A 16,849-nucleotide genomic window follows, 5' to 3' on the forward strand; every position below is an offset into this window, starting at 1 on the left:
CGGTCTAGGATGGTGGCTGAATCCACTGGTTGGAGTCCCCATGCGCCTCGCCGCCCTCACGCTGCTCCCGGTCCTGGCCCTGCACCTGGGTGCGGCTGAAGTCCCCCGCCGCCCCGTCCACACCTATTCCATCGTCGCCCGGGATCCGGTGACGGGGGATCTTGGCGTGGCGGTGCAGAGCCACTGGTTCTCGGTCGGCTCGGCCGTGCCCTGGGCCGAGCCGGGCGTGGGGGCGGTGGCCACCCAGAGCTTCACGGAACCCAGCTACGGTCCCCTGGGCCTCGCGCTCATGAAGGCGGGCAAGTCCGCGCCCGAGGCCATGAAGGCCCTGCTCTCGGCGGATGCGGATCGGGAGGTCCGGCAGGTGGCCATGGTGGACGCCCAGGGCCGTGCCGCGGCCCACACCGGCGCTAAGTGCATCCAGGCGGCCGGTCACGAAGTGGGCGAGGGTTTCACGGTGGAGGCCAACCTCATGGACAAGGCCACGGTCTGGCCCGCCATGTCCAGGGCCTTCCGCAGCGCCAAAGGCGACCTCGCGGACCGCCTGCTGGCGGCCCTCCGCGCGGCCCAGCATGAAGGCGGCGACATTCGCGGCCAGCAGAGTGCGGCCATCCTCATCGTGAAGGGCAAGCCCTCCGGGCAGCCTTGGAACGACCGGCTCTTCGACCTACGGGTGGAGGACCACCCGGATCCCCTGAAGGAATTGGGCCGCCTCATCCAGCTGCGCCGGGCCTACCGGCTCATGGATGAAGGCGACGGCTTCGTCACCGCCGGTAAGTGGGCCGAGGCCAAGGCCGCCTACGAGGCCGCCGCCAAGCTGGCCCCCGGCATCTGGGAGATGCCCTTCTGGCAGTCCGTGGCCCTAGCCTCCAGCGGCAAGCTGAGCGAGGCCCTGCCCCTCTTCAAGCAGGTCTTCGCCGCCGAGCCCTTCTGGAAGCGCCTCGTACCCAGGCTTGCCGACGTGGACCAGCTGCCCAAGGATCCCGCCCTGCTCAAGGCCATCGAGGCGCAGTAAGGGGAACATTCACTACGAAGACCACCAGGACCAGGAAGAATGGAATCTTTGCCCGTTCTCGTGGTCTTCCCGTCTTCGTGGTTGATCAGTTCTCCGTGATTTGCGGCTCAGTCTTCGGCGCCAGGAGCATCCGCAGGCCGTAGAGGATGGCCCCCACGAGGATGAAGCTGTCGGCGAGGTTGAAGGTCCAGTAGTGCCAGGTACCGAACACGAAGTCGAGGAAGTCCACCACCGCGCCGCGAAGGATACGGTCGATGCCGTTCCCCAGGGCTCCGCCCAGGATGAGCCCGAGCGCCAGACGCTCCCAGGCTGGGGTCTCCTTCGCCAGGAAGAGCCGGCCGAAGTAGATCAAGGCCGCCAGCCCGGCCAATGCGAAGAGCAGGTATCGCGTAGTAGCGGGAAGCCAGGTCAGGCTGCCGAAGATGGCCCCTCGGTTGAAGCCCAGGGTCAGGTAGAAGAAGCCCTTGATGACGGGCAGGGATTCCCCCTCCCCGATGGTCCGCAGGACCCAGGCCTTGGAGCCGAGATCGGCGGCGAGTGCCGAGACCGGCAGAAGCAACCAGGCAAGCCGGCGCACTAGGCCACCACCTTGGCGCAGCGGACACAGAGGGCGGCATCCTCGCCCGTGCCGTGGCCGCCCTTGTGGTTCCAGCAGCGGGGGCACTTCTGCCCGTCGTGGGTGGTGACCGCGACGATGGGGTCGCTGTCGGCGCTCAAGGCTTCGCTTCGAGCGATGGAGGAGACCACCAGCAGGTCATCCAGGGATTCGCCGAGCGTATCGAGCAGGTTCCATTCGGCCTGGTTAAGCAGCGTGATCTGCACGGCCGCATCCAGGCTGGTGCCGATGGTCTTGGCCGCGCGATGGGGCTCCATCGCCGCCTGGACGGCTCCGCGCACTTCCCACAGCTTTTCCCATGCTTTGTCTTTTCCAGGCTCACCGGCGGAGCCGCCAAACATGGGGAACCGCTGCTCATGGACACTGCCCTCAACGCCCGGTATCTGCTCCCAGGCTTCGTCGGCGGTGAAGCTCATGACCGGGGCCAGCAGGGTACAGAGGCCCTTGACCAGTTCCCAGCAGGTGGAGCGGCAGCTTCGGCGGCGGGCCGAATCCAGCGCGTCACAGTAGAGCCGATCCTTGATGATCTCGAAGTAGCGGCCGGACAGCTCCAGCTGGCAGAAGCCGTGGATGGCCTGGGTGGCGCGGTGGAACTCGAAGCGGGTATAGGCGTCCCGGGCCTCGACGGTGGTGCGGGCGAAGGCATCAAGCACCCAGCGATCCAGCGGGGCGAGCTCTGCGTCGGCCACGGCATCCTTCGCGGGATCGAAGTCAGCCAGGGCCCCCAGCAGGAAACGCAGGGTGTTGCGGATCTTGCGGTAGGCGTCGGCACTGCGGTCGAGGATCTCCTTGGAGATGCGGATGTCCTCGCTGTAGTCGCAGCTGGCGGCCCACCAGCGCAGAATGTCGGCGCCCAGGGTCTTGAGGATCTCCTCGGGCGTGATGACGTTGCCCAGGCTCTTGGACATCTTCTGGCCCTTGCCATCCAGCACGAAGCCGTGGGTGACGACCTGCTTGTAGGGCTTGGTGCCCGTGGCGGCGAGGTTGAAGAGCAGGGAGCTGTGGAACCAGCCCCGATGCTGATCCGAGCCTTCCAGGTAGATGAATTGGCTGTAGTCCGAGCGGCTCAGTTCCGGGTGGGATTCGCAGACGACTGAAGCACTGACGCCGGAGTCAATCCACACGTCGAGGATGTCCGTCTCCTTCAGGAAGACGGTGGAGCCGCAGCGGCATTTCGCGCCGGTAGGAACAAGGCTTTCCACAGGCAGTTCGGACCACGCCTCGATTCCGCCCTTCTCGATGGCACTGGCGGCCTTTTCGAAGATGGAGGCTGCCACCAGCGGCTCGCCGCAGGCTTCGCAGCGCAGCACGGTGATGGGCGTGCCCCAGGCCCGCTGGCGGCTGATGCACCAGTCTGGGCGGCCCGCGATCATGGCATGGATGCGGTTCTGACCCTGGGCGGGAATCCACTGGGTCTGTTCGACGCCTTCGAGGCCCAGCTCGCGCAGCGTGCAGCCCTTCCCGGCCAGCTCCGAATCCATGGTGATGAACCATTGCTCCGTGGCGCGGAAGAGGATGGGCGTCTTGGTGCGCCAGCAGTGGGGATAGCTGTGGGTCAGCGTCTCCTCGTGGAGCAGCGCGCCGATGCGGCGGAGCTTGTCCACCACCAGCGGGTTGCACTCGAAGATGTTTTTCCCTTCCAGTTCCTGGTCGTCCACCGCGGACAGGAACTTGCCGTCAGGCCCAACCAGCTGGAGCAGGCCCAGGTGGTGGGCCAGGTTGAAGTCATCCACGCCGTGATCGGGCGCGGTGTGGACCAGGCCCGTGCCCGTGTCGGCCACGACATAGTCCGCCAGCAGAATGGGGCTCACCCGATCGACCCACGGATGCCGCGCCACGAGGGTCTGGAACTCCTTGCCCTTGCGGATCTCCACTGTGTGCAGCTCGACGCCCAGTTTCTTTCCGAAATCCTCGCGCAGCGTCACGGCCACGATGAAATGACGGTCGCCCGCGCGAACGACCGCATATTCCAGGTCCGGGTGCATGGCCACCGCCAGGTTGCTGGGCAGGGTCCAGGGCGTGGTGGTCCAGATGGGCACGAACATCGGCGTGGGCAGTTCCAGGCGCCGAGCCTCGACATCCGTGACCGGAAAGGCCACCGTGATGGCCGGGCTGGTCTTGTCGGCGTACTCGACCTCGGCTTCAGCGAGGGCCGTGCGGGCGCCGTAGCTCCAGTGAACCACCTTCAGCTTGCGGGTGACGCTGCCGCTCTCGAACAGCTTGGCCAGGTGGCGCACGGTCTCGGCCTCATAGGCGGGATCCATGGTCACGTAGGGCTGCTCCCAGGCGCCCAGCACGCCCAGGCGCTGGAACGCTGTCCGCTGGGTGTCGATCCACTTCTGGGCGTAGGCCCGGCACCGCTGCAGGAAGTCGGCGCGGCTCAGCTCGCGGCGCTTGGGACCCAGGTCCTTCTCGACGGCGTGCTCGATGGGCAGGCCGTGGCAGTCCCAGCCCGGCACGTAGGGCGACTCGTAGCCCTCCATCCAGCGGGACTTCACCACCACGTCCTTGAGGATCTTGTTCAGCGCGTGGCCCATGTGGATGGCGCCGTTGGCGTAGGGGGGGCCGTCATGCAGCACCTCACGGCCCTTGCCCTTCCCGGCCGCGTTGTCGGCCTTGCGCCGGGCCTCGATGCGGCGGTACAGGCTTTCGGCCTTCCAGCGCTCCAGCCGCTTGGGCTCGCGCTGCGGCAGGTCCGCCTTCATGGGGAAGTCGGTCTTGGGAAGGAAAACGGAATACTTCTTAACCGGAGCTTGCTCGCTCATCGGCGCCCTCGTGCGTCGGGGGGCGCACCCAAGCGCCCCGGGGTTGATCTTCCAGTTCACCACGGAAACCCTTGCACTCACAAGGGAAAGGGCCCGGATCACCGGGCCCTTCCAGGGGGAAAAAGCAACTCAGAGTTGGCTGGTGCAGTGCTTGCAGCGGGTGGCCTTCAAGGGCACCGGCTCCAGACAGGCTGGGCATTCCTTCGTGGCAGGAGCGGCAGGGGTCTCTTCCTTCTTGATGAAACGGCCCAGGAACTTGATCAGGACGATGAAGATCACCAGGGCGATGATGAGGAAGTTGACGGTTGCGCCCAGCACGGCACCCACCCGGAACTTGCCCAGCACCCACTCCTCCCACTTGATGTTCGCGGGCAGCACGTAGGTGACTAGCGGCATCACGATGCCGTCCACGAACGCCGCGATGATCTTGCCAAACGCACCGCCCACCACCACGGCCACAGCCAGGTCGATGACGTTGCCCTTCATGATGAAAGCCTTGAATTCGTCTTTCATGGACATGGCATTCCTCCCCAAATGGGCGGCGGGGCCTGGGGCCCCGCCGTTCATGACTCGGATCTACTTTGTTGCCTTCTTGGCGGGTTTCTTGGCCGCTGGCGCGGGGGCGGCATCCACGACGCCAGTCTCGGTCTTGCGCACCTCGGTCTTGCCATCGCTCACCTTCACGTCAATCTCGACGCGGCGGTTCTTCGCCTGACCTTCCTTGGTGGCGTTGTCGGCGATGGGCTTGTCGGGGCCAACCCCGGTCGTGGTGATCTTCGAGGCTGGGATGCCCGAGTCCACCAGGACCTTGGCCACGGCATCGGCGCGGCGCTTGGCCAAGGCCTTGTTGAGGGCCTTGCCGCCCAGCGATGAGGTATGACCACTGACCTCGAGCGTATAGGCGCCAGGATAGGCCTTCAGACCTTCAGCAACCTTCTGGATGGCGGCCGTGGCGTCAGCGCCGAGCTCGGCCTTGTTGTTGGCGAAGTGGAGCACGGCCTCGTCCAACACGATCTTGGCTGGCGGAGGGGGCGGCGGGGGCGGAGGCACCGGCTTGGCGATCTCCTTCGGCGGCTCGGGAGCCGGAGGGGGCGGCGGCGGGGGAGGAGGAGCCACGGGCTCGGGCTTCGGCTCAGGCATGGGCACGACCGGCGCAGGGGCTGGTGCGGGCACGGCCTTCCGGCCGCCGCCCCAGGTGTATCCCAGGCCTAGTGTGACCAGGTATTCCATGCGGGACTTGGGCAGCTCCACGCTTACCGCCTTGGCACTCAGATCCAGTAGGAAGTTCTCAGCGGGCTTGCCCATGAGACCCAGGCCGGCGTGGTAGTTCAGCCGGGTGGTCTCCTGGCCACTGGGGGAATAGTTCTTGTCCACTTTGGTTCCACCCAGGCCAGCGGCGAGGTAGGGATACCAGTTCGCGGCGCCGGGGCGGAAGTTGTACAGGCCCGAGAGCAGCAGGTGGGTCTCTTCTCCGGAGGGGGCGCCCGGAATCTTATCCGCCTTTAGGTCGTGGCGCAGGGCCCGCAGGTCGATGCCCCAGCGATCGGTGTACCAGTGGCCGGCACCAATGCCGAGGTGGAACTGGTCCTTCAGTTCGAAGGAGATCGGGAAGTTCTTGTCCTTCTCGAACAGGGTCTGACCGATGTGGCCGGCGACCCAGGCAGTCCCCTGCTGGGCAGAAAGTGACAGGGTGGTTCCGGCAAGCAAGAACAACAGGGCTCTCTTCATCCAATCCTCCAGGGGCCAAGTGTGACCTCCATCACACCCTAGCGTTTCCGGCAGAATGATTCAAATGAAAACACGCGGCTTACCCTTCAGAAATCCCTGCGATATCTCATGGCCTGCCAGGATCCCCTTGGCATTTTTCCAATCGTCATAACAACCATTTGCCGGTTCATGCCCGTTACACAACCTGATTCTCTGGGAGGGCAAATCAATGTCGCTGAAACCTTACAAGGGCCGCCCGAGGGAATGGTGCTCCAGGTGGCAAAACAACAAGGGGGCCAGGAAATTCCTGGCCCCCTTTCCAAGCAACCGCTTTCCCTACTTTCCGGCCTTTTTGATGGGTTTCCGGGGAGTGGGCGCAGGCAAGGTCGCCTCCACCACGCCCGTGTCGGTTTTTCGGACCTCCGTCTTGCCGTCATTGACCTTGACGTCGATCTCAACGCGCCGGTTCTTGGCCTGGCCATCCTTGGTCTTGTTGTCGGCGATGGGCTTGTCGGGGCCCATGCCCACGGTGGACACCCGCGATGCGACCACGCCGGATTCGATCAGGACATTGGCCACCGCATCGGCCCGCAGCTTCGACAGTGACTTGTTCATGGCCTTGCCGCCCACCGAGGAGGTGTGTCCACTCACCACCAGGGAGTAGTCGCCCTGGTAGGCCTTGAGACCACTCGCCACCTTCTGGACTGCAGCCTTGGCTTCGGGACCCAGTTCGGCCTTGCCATTGGCGAAGTGCAGCACGGCCTCGTCCAATACGATCTTCGCGGGAGGGGGGGGCGGAGGAGGGGGCGGAACGGGCTTGGCCTCAACCTTGGGCGGTTCTGGAGCCGGTGGTGGAGGAGGCGGCGGCGGTGGCGGTGCCACTGGCTCTGGCTTGGGCTCCACCTTCGGCGCGGCTGCCGGTTCAGGTGCAGGAAGGGGCGCCGGGGCGGCCTTTCTGCCACCCCAGGTGTACCCCAGCCCCAGGGTCGCCAGGAGCTCGGTCCGGGCATCCATGTGGGGGCCAATGCGAACCATCTTGCCACTCAGATCCAGCAGCAGATTGTCAGTCAGCTTTCCCATGATCCCGGCACCAGCGTGATAATTGAACTTGGTGGTGCTGTCGCTCTTTCCGGAGAAGGGGGAACCGATGTTGGTGGCTCCCACGCCACCGGACAGGTAGGGGTACCAGTTGTTGGCACCACGTCGAAGATTGAGGAGGCCTGAGGCCAGGAGATGAAGTTCCGGGCTCTTGGTGGCCCCTGGGACATTTTTAGGTTGGATGTCTGTGCGCAATAACCGTAGGTCGAGGCCGATCAAGTCGGTGTACCAGCGCCCGACTCCAGCGCCCAGATGCAGCTGGTCCTTCAGGTCCGACCCCCTCCCGAACCTGGTCCCGCCGAGGTGTCCTGCGACCCAGGACTGTCCTTGCTGGGCCTGGACCACCAGCGTGGATCCAGCCAGAACCAGAAAGAGTAGCCTTCTCATGGTTGCCTCCGTCTTGGGCGGAACGGCAGTCCCGCGTGTATGAGCACCCGATCTCATCGGCAGTCTGAGCGAGAACCGAAGAATTATCTTAACGCCATGGCCTTTAAAGATTGATTGGAATGCTCCCGGGTGGACACCCGCCTGGACATCCACGGTTGTCACGGTCCCAGTGGTGCTGGTCTTCAGTTCGTTCTGCATTCTCTTGGTATCGCCTGCGGCTATACGCAAGGCCTCAACTACAGAGGTTCGGTCGCCACTACGGTCATAAGGGTCGCTCCGGTTTCCACGGTGGCGCCCTCCTGAACATGCACGGTTGCCACGGTCCCGGTGGTGCTGGTCTTCAGTTCGTTCTGCATTTTCATCGCTTCCATGACGAGGAGGGTCTGGCCTTCCTGGACCTGATCCCCGACTTTCACGAGCAGTTTCACGATCTTGCCGGGCATGGGTGAGACCAGCAGTCCTCCGCCTGCCCCTGCCCCACCGGTGCCGGACAGGAGGGCGCGGCGGGGGTCCACCAGAGAGAATTCATAGGCTCCGTCGTACAGCATGGCGCGGTAGGCATGGGCTTCGGGATCCGGGGACTTGGCCTGGTCCAGGCGGACCTCCACGGAACGGCCCTCCATGAGGATCGAATAGCAGCCGGGCTCCAGTTCGAGGATGTCGATGGGGTGGCCCTGCCCTTCCCAGACCAGCGTCGTCATGCCGTCCTGGTGGAGCAGTTCCACCTCTTTGGATTCTTTGCCGAGGATGAGTGAACGTTTCATCTGTGTCTCCTCAGCTACAGCCGGTTGAACCGGCCCCAGTGCTTCCATGCCTCCGGCCTGCCTTCACCACCGGCGGCGGGTTGCGCAGCTCGACGTTGTTCCGTTTCGAGCTCGTGCAGCAGGGCCGCGGCCACCGCGAATTTGAGATCGGGCCCCTGCTCCTTCCGCTTCCAGAAGGGTTTGTCGAGCATGCCGGTGTGCAGAGCGCCTTCGCGGAAGGGTTCGTGTTCCATCAATGCTTCGTGGAATGCGATGTTGTGGCGGATGCCGCCGATGCGGTACTCGCCCAGCGCCGCGCGCATGCGCTCGATGGCCTCCAGCCGCGTGGGCCCCCAGGTGCTCAGCTTGCTGATCATGGGATCGTAGAACATCGGAACCTCGGCCCCTTCGTAGACGCCGCTGTCGTCCCGCACGTTGCGCCCGCTGGGCGTACGTAGGTAGGTGATCCGCCCGGGACTCGGCATGAAGTTCTTGTCCGGATCCTCTGCATAGACGCGGCACTCCATGGCCCAGCCATTGAGGGGAATCTCCTCCTGGGTCATGGGCAGCTTCTCGCCGCGGGCTACCAGGATCTGCCACTTCACCAGGTCCAGGCCCGTGATCCACTCGGTGACGGGGTGCTCCACCTGCAGGCGGGTGTTCAACTCCAGGAAATAGAAGTTGCGATCAGAGTCCGCCAGGAACTCGACGGTGCCCGCGCCGACGTAGTCCACGGCCTTGGCCACCTTCAGGGCCGCCTCGCCCATGGCCTTGCGCATCTCGGGAGTCACGTGCGGACTCGGCGCCTCCTCGATCACCTTCTGGTGGCGCCGCTGCACCGAGCATTCCCGTTCGTGCAGGTAGACGTGATTGCCGTGGGTGTCTCCGAAAATCTGGATCTCGATGTGGCGCGGCTGGACGATGGCCTTCTCCACGTAGACGCTGTCGTCGCCGAAGGATGAGAGCGCTTCGCCGCGAGCCCGGGCCAGGGAGGCGGTGAATTCCTCGGACTTGTGCACGAGCCGCATGCCCTTGCCGCCACCACCCATGGCGGCCTTGAGCATGACGGGGAAACCGATCTTCTGGGAGGCGGCCAGCAGGGCCTCGTCGGCCATGGTCTCCTGGATGCCCGGCACCACGGGACAGCCTGCCTCCAGGGCCACCACCCGGGCCGCGGTCTTGGAACCCATGCTCTCGATGGACTCGGGCCGGGGCCCGATAAAGGTGATGCCCGCGGCCGCGAAGGCCCGGGCCGCGCCGGCGTTCTCGGAAAGGAAGCCATAGCCGGGATGGACCGCGTCAGCACCGCTGAGTCTGCAGACGTCCAGGATCTTCTCCACCACCAGGTAGCTCTCCCGCGCCGCGGCAGGGCCTATGAAATAGGCCTCGTCGGCCATGCGCACGTGCAGGGCGCCGCGGTCGGCCTCCGAGTACACCGCCACAGTGGGAATGCCCATCTCGCGGCAGGTACGGATCACGCGAATCGCGATTTCACCTCTATTGGCAATCAGGATCTTGGTCACGGGCATGGGTGGACCTCGGATTCAGGCATGATGGATGGCGATGATTGCCTTCAGACTAGCAAACCCGCTCCTCGCCATCACCCTCGGCGTCCTGATATTCGGATGCGGCCGGAAGGGCGACCCCATCCCGAGGCCCCGCGCCGCGGCCCAGGCCATGGAGGCGCGCCTGGAGGGACTCCGCCAGGTCAGGCTGGTGCTCCCCTCGGCCGATGTGAAGGGCGGTCCTCTCGTGGGCGTGGAGGTCGTGCGGGTGCTCTACCTGCCCCTCGGCCTCGCCAAGCCCACGCCTGAAGAGGTCTTCAGCCGCGGAGAGGTGGTGCTTGAGCGGCGGCGGCCGGACCTGCCCGGCCCCGGCTCGGCCCTCCTCATGGACCTGAAGTCGCTGCAGCGGCCCCAGGGCTGGATCGTGGTCGTGGCTGTCCGCGTGGGCAATGTGCCCGGCCGCCCCAGTGAGGTGCTGCCCTGGATGGACCCGGCCCTCTGATTCAGCTCCGCTCGGACTGCAGGTGGCCGGCCCACCACTGCACGACGGCCCGGGCCAGCAGGTCTTTCGGCAGGGGACCCAGGGACGGCTGCGGTCCCTGCGCCGTGAGGGGCGTGAGGGTGTTGGCCTGGGCCCCGAAACCGCGCCCGGTCTGAACATCGTTGACCAGGATGGCGTTCAGGCCCTTCTTCTTCAGCTTTTCGCCTGCGTGCTCAAGGTGATTCTCGCTCTCCGCTGCAAAGCCGATGACCCACTGGCCCGGCCTCCGGTCGGCACCAAGGGCGGCCAGAATGTCTGGAGTTCGCACCAACGCCAGGGTCTCGATGCCATCGGTCTTCTTCACCTTCTGGGTGGCGGCGGATTCGGGGCGCTGGTCGGCGACGGCAGCGACGGCTACGAGCCCATCCGAGTCCATCCAGCGGGCCTCGCAGGCTTCCAGCATCTGCTGGGCACTGCGGACACGGACGGTTTCCACCCCCCAGGGTTCCGGCAGATCCCCGCCGAGCACCAGGTGCACCTTGGCCCCCACATCCCGAAACGCCCTCGCCAGCTCGATGCCCATGCTTCCCGTGCTCCGGTTGGTCAGGGTGCGGACCGGGTCCAGGTCCTCCCGGGTGGGTCCGGCGGTGATGAGTACCTTGCGACCCAATAGGCTGCCCAGCTTGGGGGTGCCGTGAACCTGGATGGCCTCGGCGATGGCGGCGACTTCCGCCAGCTTCCCCGAACCCTCCTCGCCACAGGCCAGGACGCCCTCGCCGGGCTCCACCACAGCGTGGCCGAACCCCCGGAGCCGCTGTAGGTTGGCCTGCACGGCGGGATGTTCCCACATGCCGGTGTTCATGGCCGGCGCCCACAGCACTGGGGCCCTGGTGGCCAGCAGGACCGTGCTGAGCAGGTCGCTGGCCAGGCCGTTGGCGGCCTTGCCCAGGATGTTCGCGGTGGCTGGCACCACGGCCACCAGGTCCGCCCAGCGGGCCAGCTCGATGTGCTCGATGCTGGGATTGGCCCGCCATTCGCCCTGATCAGGGTTGGCGCCATAGCAGGGCTCGCCCGTCAGGCTCGTGAGCGTCAGGGGCGTGATGAACCGGGCGCCGGCTTCGGTCAGGATGCAGCGCACCCGGTGGCCCTGGTTGGCCAGCAACCGGGCCAGCTCAGCGGACTTGTAGGCGGCCACGCCGCCAGTGATGCCGAGGATGATCTGCATGAGGTCGACTCCGGGAGCCCATCCTACCCTATGATTCAGGGCCCACCGTTGCCGGAACAGCGCTCCGATGTTATGCTTCCAGGTTCGGAGTGGCCCATGACCCAGCGCACCATTGTTCGTGTACCGGATGAGATCGCCAACAAGTATCGTTTCGTCGTCATCGCCGGCAAGCGCTGCGAGCAGCTCCAGCGCGGCGCCTTTCCCAAGGTCGAGGTCGTCGTGCCCGTGAACAAGCACGGCCAGGCTCAGGATGCGCCGAAGCTCGCCTCCTTCTGGGGCCAGGTGGCTGTGGCCGAAGTCGAAGAGAACCGCATCGCCTTTGAGGAGGCCGAGATCCTTACCATCGAGGACACCACCGTGGTTCCGATCTCCGGCGAATAGGTCGGACCTTTCCAGGATGAGCCCCCGGCAACCGGGGGCTTTTCCTTGTCTGGGGGGTAATTCCACGTGCAGTGAAATTATCCCTTGCCGGCGGGCCCTCCAGAACCGATGATTCAACACTTGTTGAATTGGACTCCATGCCCCTCCGACCTTCCCCACGCTCCCGTGGACCCAAGCCCACCCGGATCGATCCCGACCAGATCCTGGACGCGGCCCAGGCCGTCTTTGCCCAGGACGGACTGCGGGCGGCCAGCCTCAGGGCCATCGCCCGCCATGCGGGCTGCGATCCGGCCCTGATCTACTACCACTTCGACAGCAAGGAGGCGCTCTTCGGCGCACTGCTCGGGCGCCGCTTCCCCGGCGTGCTCCGCGAAGTGGAGGAACTCTCGAACACCAGGGATATGCGGCCGACCTCTGAGCGGCTCTGGGCCGTACTCCTGATTTACCACCGCCACCTGAAGGACGATCCCGGCATCCGGTCGATGATCCGTGGCGAGATTGTCCGGGGCGCCGAAGGCCTCACCCACCTCATCGAAGAGCAGATCCGGCCCATCACGACCTGCGTTCGGCGGATCGTCGAGCAGGGCATGACCCGCGGTGACCTTCGACCCGACCTACAGCCCCTGCTAGTGACCTTCTTCCTCGTGAAGATGCAGCTCGAAATCCTCGATGTCCTGCCCGTGGTGCTGCCCCGCCTCATGGACCTGCCACCCGATGAGGCCGTTCGGACCGGCATGACGGCCTGGTTCGAGCTGTTATGGCGCGGCATCGCCCTCGATCCATCCGCCCCCTTGCCTCCCCTGCCCGATCCGGTCGGCTGAAAGGCTCCTGTGCGCAAACTCCTGCTTCTCCCGCCCCTCCTCCTGCCCCTCCTCCTCGGCTGTCGGCGCGACGACCGGCCCCTGCTCAACGGCCGGGTGGAGGCCTACCTCACCGACCTGGGACCCCGGTCGGGCGGCCGTCTGGTGGAACTGACCGTCCGGGAGGGACAGCGCGTGAAGGCCGGGGACCTGCTGGCCCGGGTCGCGGCCGAGGAATTGGAGGCCGCCGTGCAGCGCGACCAAGCCGGCTTTGACAGCGCGGATGCCAAGCGCCTGGAGCTGGACCGGGGCAGCCGAGCTGAGGCCATCGCCCAGGGCGAAGCCCGGGTGCAGGATGCCGCGGCGGCCCTGAAACTGGCCGAAGACAGCCTGGCCCGCGTGCGGCGTCTCTTCGGCGAGAAGGTGCTGTCCCAGGCAGACCTCGACAACGCCCTGGCCAGCCGGGACCGCGCCGCCGCCAACCTGAACCTCCAGTCGAAGGCGCTGTTGGAACTCCGGGCCGGGGCCCGCATCGAGCAGCGCCAGGCTGGCGGCGCCGAGGCGCGCAAGGCCCGGGCCATCCTCCAGCAGAGCCGCCTCCAGGCGGGCTTCACGGAGGTGCGCGCCCCCTTCGATGGCGTGGTGACCCACCGCCTGAGGGAGCCGGGCAGCGTGATCGCTGCGGGCCAGCCCGTGCTCACCCTGGCCCGCCTCGACCAGCTCTGGGTGCGGGTCTACCTGCCCCAGGCACTGCAGGGGCAGGTGCGCCTGGGCGCCCAGGTGACGGTGATCACCTCCGACAAGAGACTTCTGGAAGCCTCCCTCGACGAGATCGGCTCCGAGTCCGAGTTCACCCCGAAGATGGTGGAGAGCCGTGAAGAGCGCGTGAACCTGGTCTATCCGGCCCGCGTGAACCTGCCCCAAGGCTGGGACAAGGGCCTGGTGCCCGGCGCGGCCGTGGATGTGCGTCTGGGCGGCCCTTCGCGATGATCCTCCTGGAGGCCCGCGCCCTCACCTGCCACTTTGGCCCGAAGGTGGCCGTCCAGGGCCTGGACCTCACCCTGGCGGAAGGCGAGCTGGTCGGCCTCATCGGGCCGGATGGCGCGGGCAAGACGACCACCTTCCGCATGTTCGCCGGGCTGCAGCGGCCCACGGGCGGTGAGCTCCATCGCCACCTGGGCCGGGAGGGCATCAGCTATGTCCCCCAGGCCTTCAGCCTCGCCCCGGACCTCACGGTCGAGGAGAACCTCCGCTTCCAGGGTGGCCTCTACGGTCTGCCGGACCTGGATGAGCGCATGACCACCCTGCTCGAATCCGTGGACCTGGCAGCCTACCGGACCCGGCTGTCGGGGGCGCTGTCTGGCGGCATGAAGCAGAAGCTCGCCCTCTGCGCCGCCCTGCTCACCCAGCCGCGCCTGCTGCTGCTCGACGAGCCCACCACAGGCGTCGATCCTGTCAGCCGGCGGGAGTTCTGGGAGCTCCTCCACGCGGTCCACGACCAGGGCGTGGCCATACTCTTCTCCACGCCCTACATGGACGAGGCCGAGTACGGCCACCGGATGCTGCTGATGAACGAGGGCCGCGTGCTCGAGGAGGGCGACCTCACAGCCTTGCGCAGGAGCCTGCCGGGCCTGGTGTTCCGGCTGGTGAGTTCACGCCGACGCGAGGTGCAGAAGGCCCTCGCCGAGCTTGGGCCCCTGGACCTGTTCGCGGAAGGCGACGTCCTCCGCGTCCGGTTTCCCCAACAGGAGCCCGTGCCGCTCCTGGCCCGCCTGGTGGCCCTGCCGGGCGTGGAGCAGGTCCGACAGGCGGAGGCGAACCTGGAGGACGTCTTCCTGCACGCGCTCTCCACCGGAGGCGGCCATGGCTGAGCCCGTGCTGAAAGTGAAGGGGCTGACCCGGAGGTTCGGCGCGTTCACGGCCGTCTCCGACCTCAGCTTCGAGGTCCAGGCGGGGGAGATCTTCGGCTTCCTGGGACCCAACGGCGCCGGCAAGAGCACCACCATCCGAATGCTCTGCGGCGTGCTCGCCCCCAGTGCAGGCGAGGCCCGCGCCCTGGGCCGGGACCTGTTCACCGAAGCCGACCAGGTGCGGGTCCACATGGGCTACATGAGCCAGAAATCCAGCCTCCTCACCGACCTCACGGTGGCCGAGAACCTCCGGTTCTTCGGTGGCCTGTATGGACTCGAGGGCCGGGCCTTGGCCTCCGAAGTGGAATTCCGGCTACGCGAGATGCAGGTCTGGGAGCACCGAGACCTCCTGGTGGCTGCCCTCTCCACCGGCGAGAGGCAACGGGTGGCCCTGGCCTCGGCCACCCTGCACCGCCCCCGGATCCTCTTCCTGGACGAGCCCACGAGCGGCGTGGACCCGCTGCGAAGGCGGCTGTTCTGGGAGGCCATGGACGAGCTCGTGGCCGAGGGCATGAGCATCCTCGTCACCACCCACAACCTCGGCGAAGCCGACCAGTGCGACCGTCTGGCCTTCATCCTCGGGGGGAAGCTCATGGCCTACGGGCGCCCCCGGAGTCTTAAGGAGGCCTTGGGCCGCCAGATGATCGAGCTCCGGACCGAGCAGTTCCGGGCCCTCCAGACGGCGGCCCGGGCCCATCCCGAGGTGCTGGCCGCCGAGCTGCTGGGCCGCAGCGTCCGCCTCTCCCTGCCGGCCGGTCTGGAACCTGCAGGCCTGCTAAATCGGCTGCGGCTCGAAGGGTTCGCCTTCGAAGCTCTCCCGCCCGAACCACCCTCGCTGGAAGACCTGTTTGTGGATCTGGTCCAGCGCGCCCGAGTCGCCTGAGGTAAGCCATGTGGAACCGCATCAAGGCCCTGGTCTGGAAGGAATTCCTGCAGCTCCGGCGGGACCGCCTGACCCTGGCATTCACCCTGGGCATGCCCCTCATGCAGCTGGTCATCTTCGGGCTCGCCATCAACTACGACGTCAAGCACATGCCCGCCGTGGTCCTGGACGAGTCCCAGAGCCAGGAGAGCCGCAGCTTCGTGGACGGCCTGGTGGCCACCCAGTACTTCGACGTGAAGGCCGAGGTACGCTCCGAAACGGACCTCCGAAAGGCCCTCGACCGCGGCAAGGCCCAGGTCGGTGTCTGGTTCCCCCCCGACTACGCCCGCCGCATCCGCTCCGGCCAGACCGGCGAGGTGATGATCATCGTGGACGGTTCCAGCCCCACCACGGCCTCCAGCGCCATGGCCACTGCCACGGGGGTGGGACAGCTCCGGAACACCCAGCTGCTCTTCGACCGCATGGGCTACGGTGGCGCGGCCAAGCCCGTGATGCCCGTCGAGGTGCGCATCCGGCCCTGGTACAACCCGGACCTCCGCAGCCCCACCTTCATCGTGCCGGGCCTGGTGGGCGTCATCCTCTCCATGACCTGCATCATGTTCGCGTCCAATGCCATCGTCCGCGAGAAGGAACGCGGCACCCTGGACCAGGTGCTGGTGACGCCGGTGACACCCCTGGAGCTGTTCGCCGGGAAGGTGATCCCGGTGGTCGTCATGGCCTACGTCCAGATGACGGTCCTGTTCGGCGTGGCCCACCTCTTCTTCAAGGTCCCGGTGGCAGGTTCCGTCCTGCTGCTCTACGCCATGGCGGGCCTCTTTATCGTCCCCATGCTCGGCATCGGGATCCGCATCTCCACCATCGCCCAGAGCCAGGGCCAGAGCGCCCAGATGAGCATGCTGACGATCCTGCCCTTCGTCTTCCTCAGCGGCTACATCTTCCCCCGCGAAGGCATGCCCCTGCCCTTCTTCCTCATCGGGGAGCTGATGCCGCTCACCCACTTCATCATCATCATCCGGGCCCTGGTGCTGCGTGGTGTGGGCCTCGAGGCCTTCTGGCCGGAGGTGCTGAAGCTGCTGGCCCTCACCGCCCTCATCTGGACCGTCGCCATCCGCAGCATGAAGCGGGCTGAAGTCTAAGGAAACTCGTAGCTCGTCAGGCTGAGGCTGCCCAGCTGCCAGCCGGCAAACAGAACGTCTGGCGGGGTCCCAGCGGCGCCCATGGCCACGAAGAGCGGGTCCAGGTGCTCAGAGGTGGGCACGGATTCCGCGGCGCCCGGGGCCTGCCGCCAACCGGCCAGGGCTGCCTCGTCCCCGGCGGCCAGCCGCTCGTGGAC

The 16,849-nt window shown here is 66.4% G+C and carries 16 protein-coding genes and 1 pseudogene; 8 read left to right on the forward strand and 9 right to left on the reverse strand.

Going from position 1 to position 16,849, the window contains the following annotated elements:
* The first annotated feature begins 40 nt into the window (after window positions 1-40).
* The gene (locus WAS25_RS07785; RefSeq protein ID WP_422310953.1) at window positions 41-1,015 is read left to right on the forward strand and encodes a DUF1028 domain-containing protein; all 975 of its coding nucleotides are present in this window, start codon (window positions 41-43) and stop codon (window positions 1,013-1,015) included.
* An 85-nt stretch (window positions 1,016-1,100) separates the two neighbouring features.
* On the opposite strand, the gene lspA is transcribed toward WAS25_RS07785, so the two are convergent.
* From lspA to WAS25_RS07820, 7 genes are all read right to left on the reverse strand, one after another.
* Entirely contained in the window at window positions 1,101-1,592 is a 492-nt protein-coding gene (gene lspA / locus WAS25_RS07790) for a signal peptidase II (RefSeq protein WP_422310954.1), read from the reverse strand.
* The gene (gene ileS, locus WAS25_RS07795) at window positions 1,592-4,396 is read right to left on the reverse strand and encodes an isoleucine--tRNA ligase (RefSeq protein ID WP_422310955.1); all 2,805 of its coding nucleotides are present in this window, start codon (window positions 4,394-4,396) and stop codon (window positions 1,592-1,594) included. The genes lspA and ileS overlap by 1 nt, the downstream gene beginning before the upstream one ends.
* Window positions 4,397-4,525: 129 nt before the next feature.
* Window positions 4,526-4,915, reverse strand: coding sequence for a large conductance mechanosensitive channel protein MscL (gene mscL, locus WAS25_RS07800; protein ID WP_422310956.1), 390 nt, complete (start codon window positions 4,913-4,915; stop codon window positions 4,526-4,528).
* A gap of 57 nt (window positions 4,916-4,972) precedes the next feature.
* Window positions 4,973-6,124 (reverse strand): OmpA family protein, encoded by a 1,152-nt coding sequence (locus tag WAS25_RS07805; protein ID WP_422310957.1) that lies wholly within the window; start codon window positions 6,122-6,124, stop codon window positions 4,973-4,975.
* Window positions 6,125-6,439: 315 nt separating this feature from the next.
* Window positions 6,440-7,588, reverse strand: coding sequence for an OmpA family protein (locus tag WAS25_RS07810; protein ID WP_422310958.1), 1,149 nt, complete (start codon window positions 7,586-7,588; stop codon window positions 6,440-6,442).
* Between the two features lie 236 nt (window positions 7,589-7,824).
* Window positions 7,825-8,352, reverse strand: coding sequence for a biotin/lipoyl-containing protein (locus tag WAS25_RS07815; RefSeq protein WP_422310959.1), 528 nt, complete (start codon window positions 8,350-8,352; stop codon window positions 7,825-7,827).
* A 14-nt stretch (window positions 8,353-8,366) separates the two neighbouring features.
* Window positions 8,367-9,860, reverse strand: coding sequence for an acetyl-CoA carboxylase biotin carboxylase subunit (locus tag WAS25_RS07820; protein WP_422310960.1), 1,494 nt, complete (start codon window positions 9,858-9,860; stop codon window positions 8,367-8,369).
* 34 nt (window positions 9,861-9,894) lie between these two features.
* Between WAS25_RS07820 and WAS25_RS07825 the strand changes: the two genes are divergently transcribed.
* A complete protein-coding gene (locus WAS25_RS07825) occupies window positions 9,895-10,338 on the forward strand; it encodes a hypothetical protein (protein ID WP_422310961.1) in 444 nt (147 codons plus the stop codon).
* Window position 10,339: 1 nt separating this feature from the next.
* Here WAS25_RS07825 and coaBC read toward each other — a convergent pair whose 3' ends face one another.
* A complete protein-coding gene (coaBC, locus tag WAS25_RS07830) occupies window positions 10,340-11,542 on the reverse strand; it encodes a bifunctional phosphopantothenoylcysteine decarboxylase/phosphopantothenate--cysteine ligase CoaBC (RefSeq protein ID WP_422310962.1) in 1,203 nt (400 codons plus the stop codon).
* A 96-nt stretch (window positions 11,543-11,638) separates the two neighbouring features.
* Here coaBC and WAS25_RS07835 point away from each other — a divergent pair, with 96 nt between their 5' ends.
* The 6 genes from WAS25_RS07835 to WAS25_RS07860 all read left to right on the forward strand — a co-directional run bounded on the left by WAS25_RS07835 (window position 11,639) and on the right by WAS25_RS07860 (window position 16,652).
* A complete protein-coding gene (locus tag WAS25_RS07835) occupies window positions 11,639-11,923 on the forward strand; it encodes a hypothetical protein (protein WP_422310963.1) in 285 nt (94 codons plus the stop codon).
* Window positions 11,924-12,060: 137 nt separating this feature from the next.
* Window positions 12,061-12,744 (forward strand): TetR/AcrR family transcriptional regulator, encoded by a 684-nt coding sequence (locus WAS25_RS07840; protein ID WP_422310964.1) that lies wholly within the window; start codon window positions 12,061-12,063, stop codon window positions 12,742-12,744.
* A 9-nt stretch (window positions 12,745-12,753) separates the two neighbouring features.
* A complete protein-coding gene (locus tag WAS25_RS07845; protein WP_422310965.1) occupies window positions 12,754-13,713 on the forward strand; it encodes an HlyD family secretion protein in 960 nt (319 codons plus the stop codon).
* Window positions 13,710-14,594, forward strand: a complete 885-nt coding sequence (locus WAS25_RS07850; RefSeq protein ID WP_422310966.1) for an ABC transporter ATP-binding protein — start codon at window positions 13,710-13,712, stop codon at window positions 14,592-14,594. Before WAS25_RS07845 ends, WAS25_RS07850 begins: the two co-directional genes overlap by 4 nt.
* Window positions 14,587-15,516 (forward strand): ATP-binding cassette domain-containing protein, encoded by a 930-nt coding sequence (locus WAS25_RS07855; protein WP_422310967.1) that lies wholly within the window; start codon window positions 14,587-14,589, stop codon window positions 15,514-15,516. Before WAS25_RS07850 ends, WAS25_RS07855 begins: the two co-directional genes overlap by 8 nt.
* A gap of 8 nt (window positions 15,517-15,524) precedes the next feature.
* Window positions 15,525-16,652 (forward strand): ABC transporter permease, encoded by a 1,128-nt coding sequence (locus WAS25_RS07860; protein WP_422310968.1) that lies wholly within the window; start codon window positions 15,525-15,527, stop codon window positions 16,650-16,652.
* On the opposite strand, the pseudogene WAS25_RS07865 reads toward WAS25_RS07860, so the two are convergent.
* A pseudogene (locus WAS25_RS07865) lies at window positions 16,649-16,849 on the reverse strand (dioxygenase); the annotation flags it as partial. The gene WAS25_RS07860 and the pseudogene WAS25_RS07865 overlap by 4 nt on opposite strands.

Source organism: Geothrix sp. (genome assembly GCF_049292215.1).
Lineage (GTDB): Bacteria > Acidobacteriota > Holophagae > Holophagales > Holophagaceae > Geothrix.

Coding starts and splice junctions, on each gene's coding strand:
- WAS25_RS07785 (WP_422310953.1), top strand. CDS start 41: ATGCGCCTCGCCGCCCTCACGCTGCTCCCGGTCCTGGCCCTGCACCTG.
- ileS (WP_422310955.1), bottom strand. CDS start 4,396: ATGAGCGAGCAAGCTCCGGTTAAGAAGTATTCCGTTTTCCTTCCCAAG.
- mscL (WP_422310956.1), bottom strand. CDS start 4,915: ATGTCCATGAAAGACGAATTCAAGGCTTTCATCATGAAGGGCAACGTC.
- WAS25_RS07805 (WP_422310957.1), bottom strand. CDS start 6,124: ATGAAGAGAGCCCTGTTGTTCTTGCTTGCCGGAACCACCCTGTCACTT.
- WAS25_RS07810 (WP_422310958.1), bottom strand. CDS start 7,588: ATGAGAAGGCTACTCTTTCTGGTTCTGGCTGGATCCACGCTGGTGGTC.
- WAS25_RS07815 (WP_422310959.1), bottom strand. CDS start 8,352: ATGAAACGTTCACTCATCCTCGGCAAAGAATCCAAAGAGGTGGAACTG.
- WAS25_RS07820 (WP_422310960.1), bottom strand. CDS start 9,860: ATGCCCGTGACCAAGATCCTGATTGCCAATAGAGGTGAAATCGCGATT.
- WAS25_RS07825 (WP_422310961.1), top strand. CDS start 9,895: ATGATTGCCTTCAGACTAGCAAACCCGCTCCTCGCCATCACCCTCGGC.
- coaBC (WP_422310962.1), bottom strand. CDS start 11,542: ATGCAGATCATCCTCGGCATCACTGGCGGCGTGGCCGCCTACAAGTCC.
- WAS25_RS07835 (WP_422310963.1), top strand. CDS start 11,639: ATGACCCAGCGCACCATTGTTCGTGTACCGGATGAGATCGCCAACAAG.
- WAS25_RS07840 (WP_422310964.1), top strand. CDS start 12,061: ATGCCCCTCCGACCTTCCCCACGCTCCCGTGGACCCAAGCCCACCCGG.
- WAS25_RS07850 (WP_422310966.1), top strand. CDS start 13,710: ATGATCCTCCTGGAGGCCCGCGCCCTCACCTGCCACTTTGGCCCGAAG.
- WAS25_RS07855 (WP_422310967.1), top strand. CDS start 14,587: ATGGCTGAGCCCGTGCTGAAAGTGAAGGGGCTGACCCGGAGGTTCGGC.
- WAS25_RS07860 (WP_422310968.1), top strand. CDS start 15,525: ATGTGGAACCGCATCAAGGCCCTGGTCTGGAAGGAATTCCTGCAGCTC.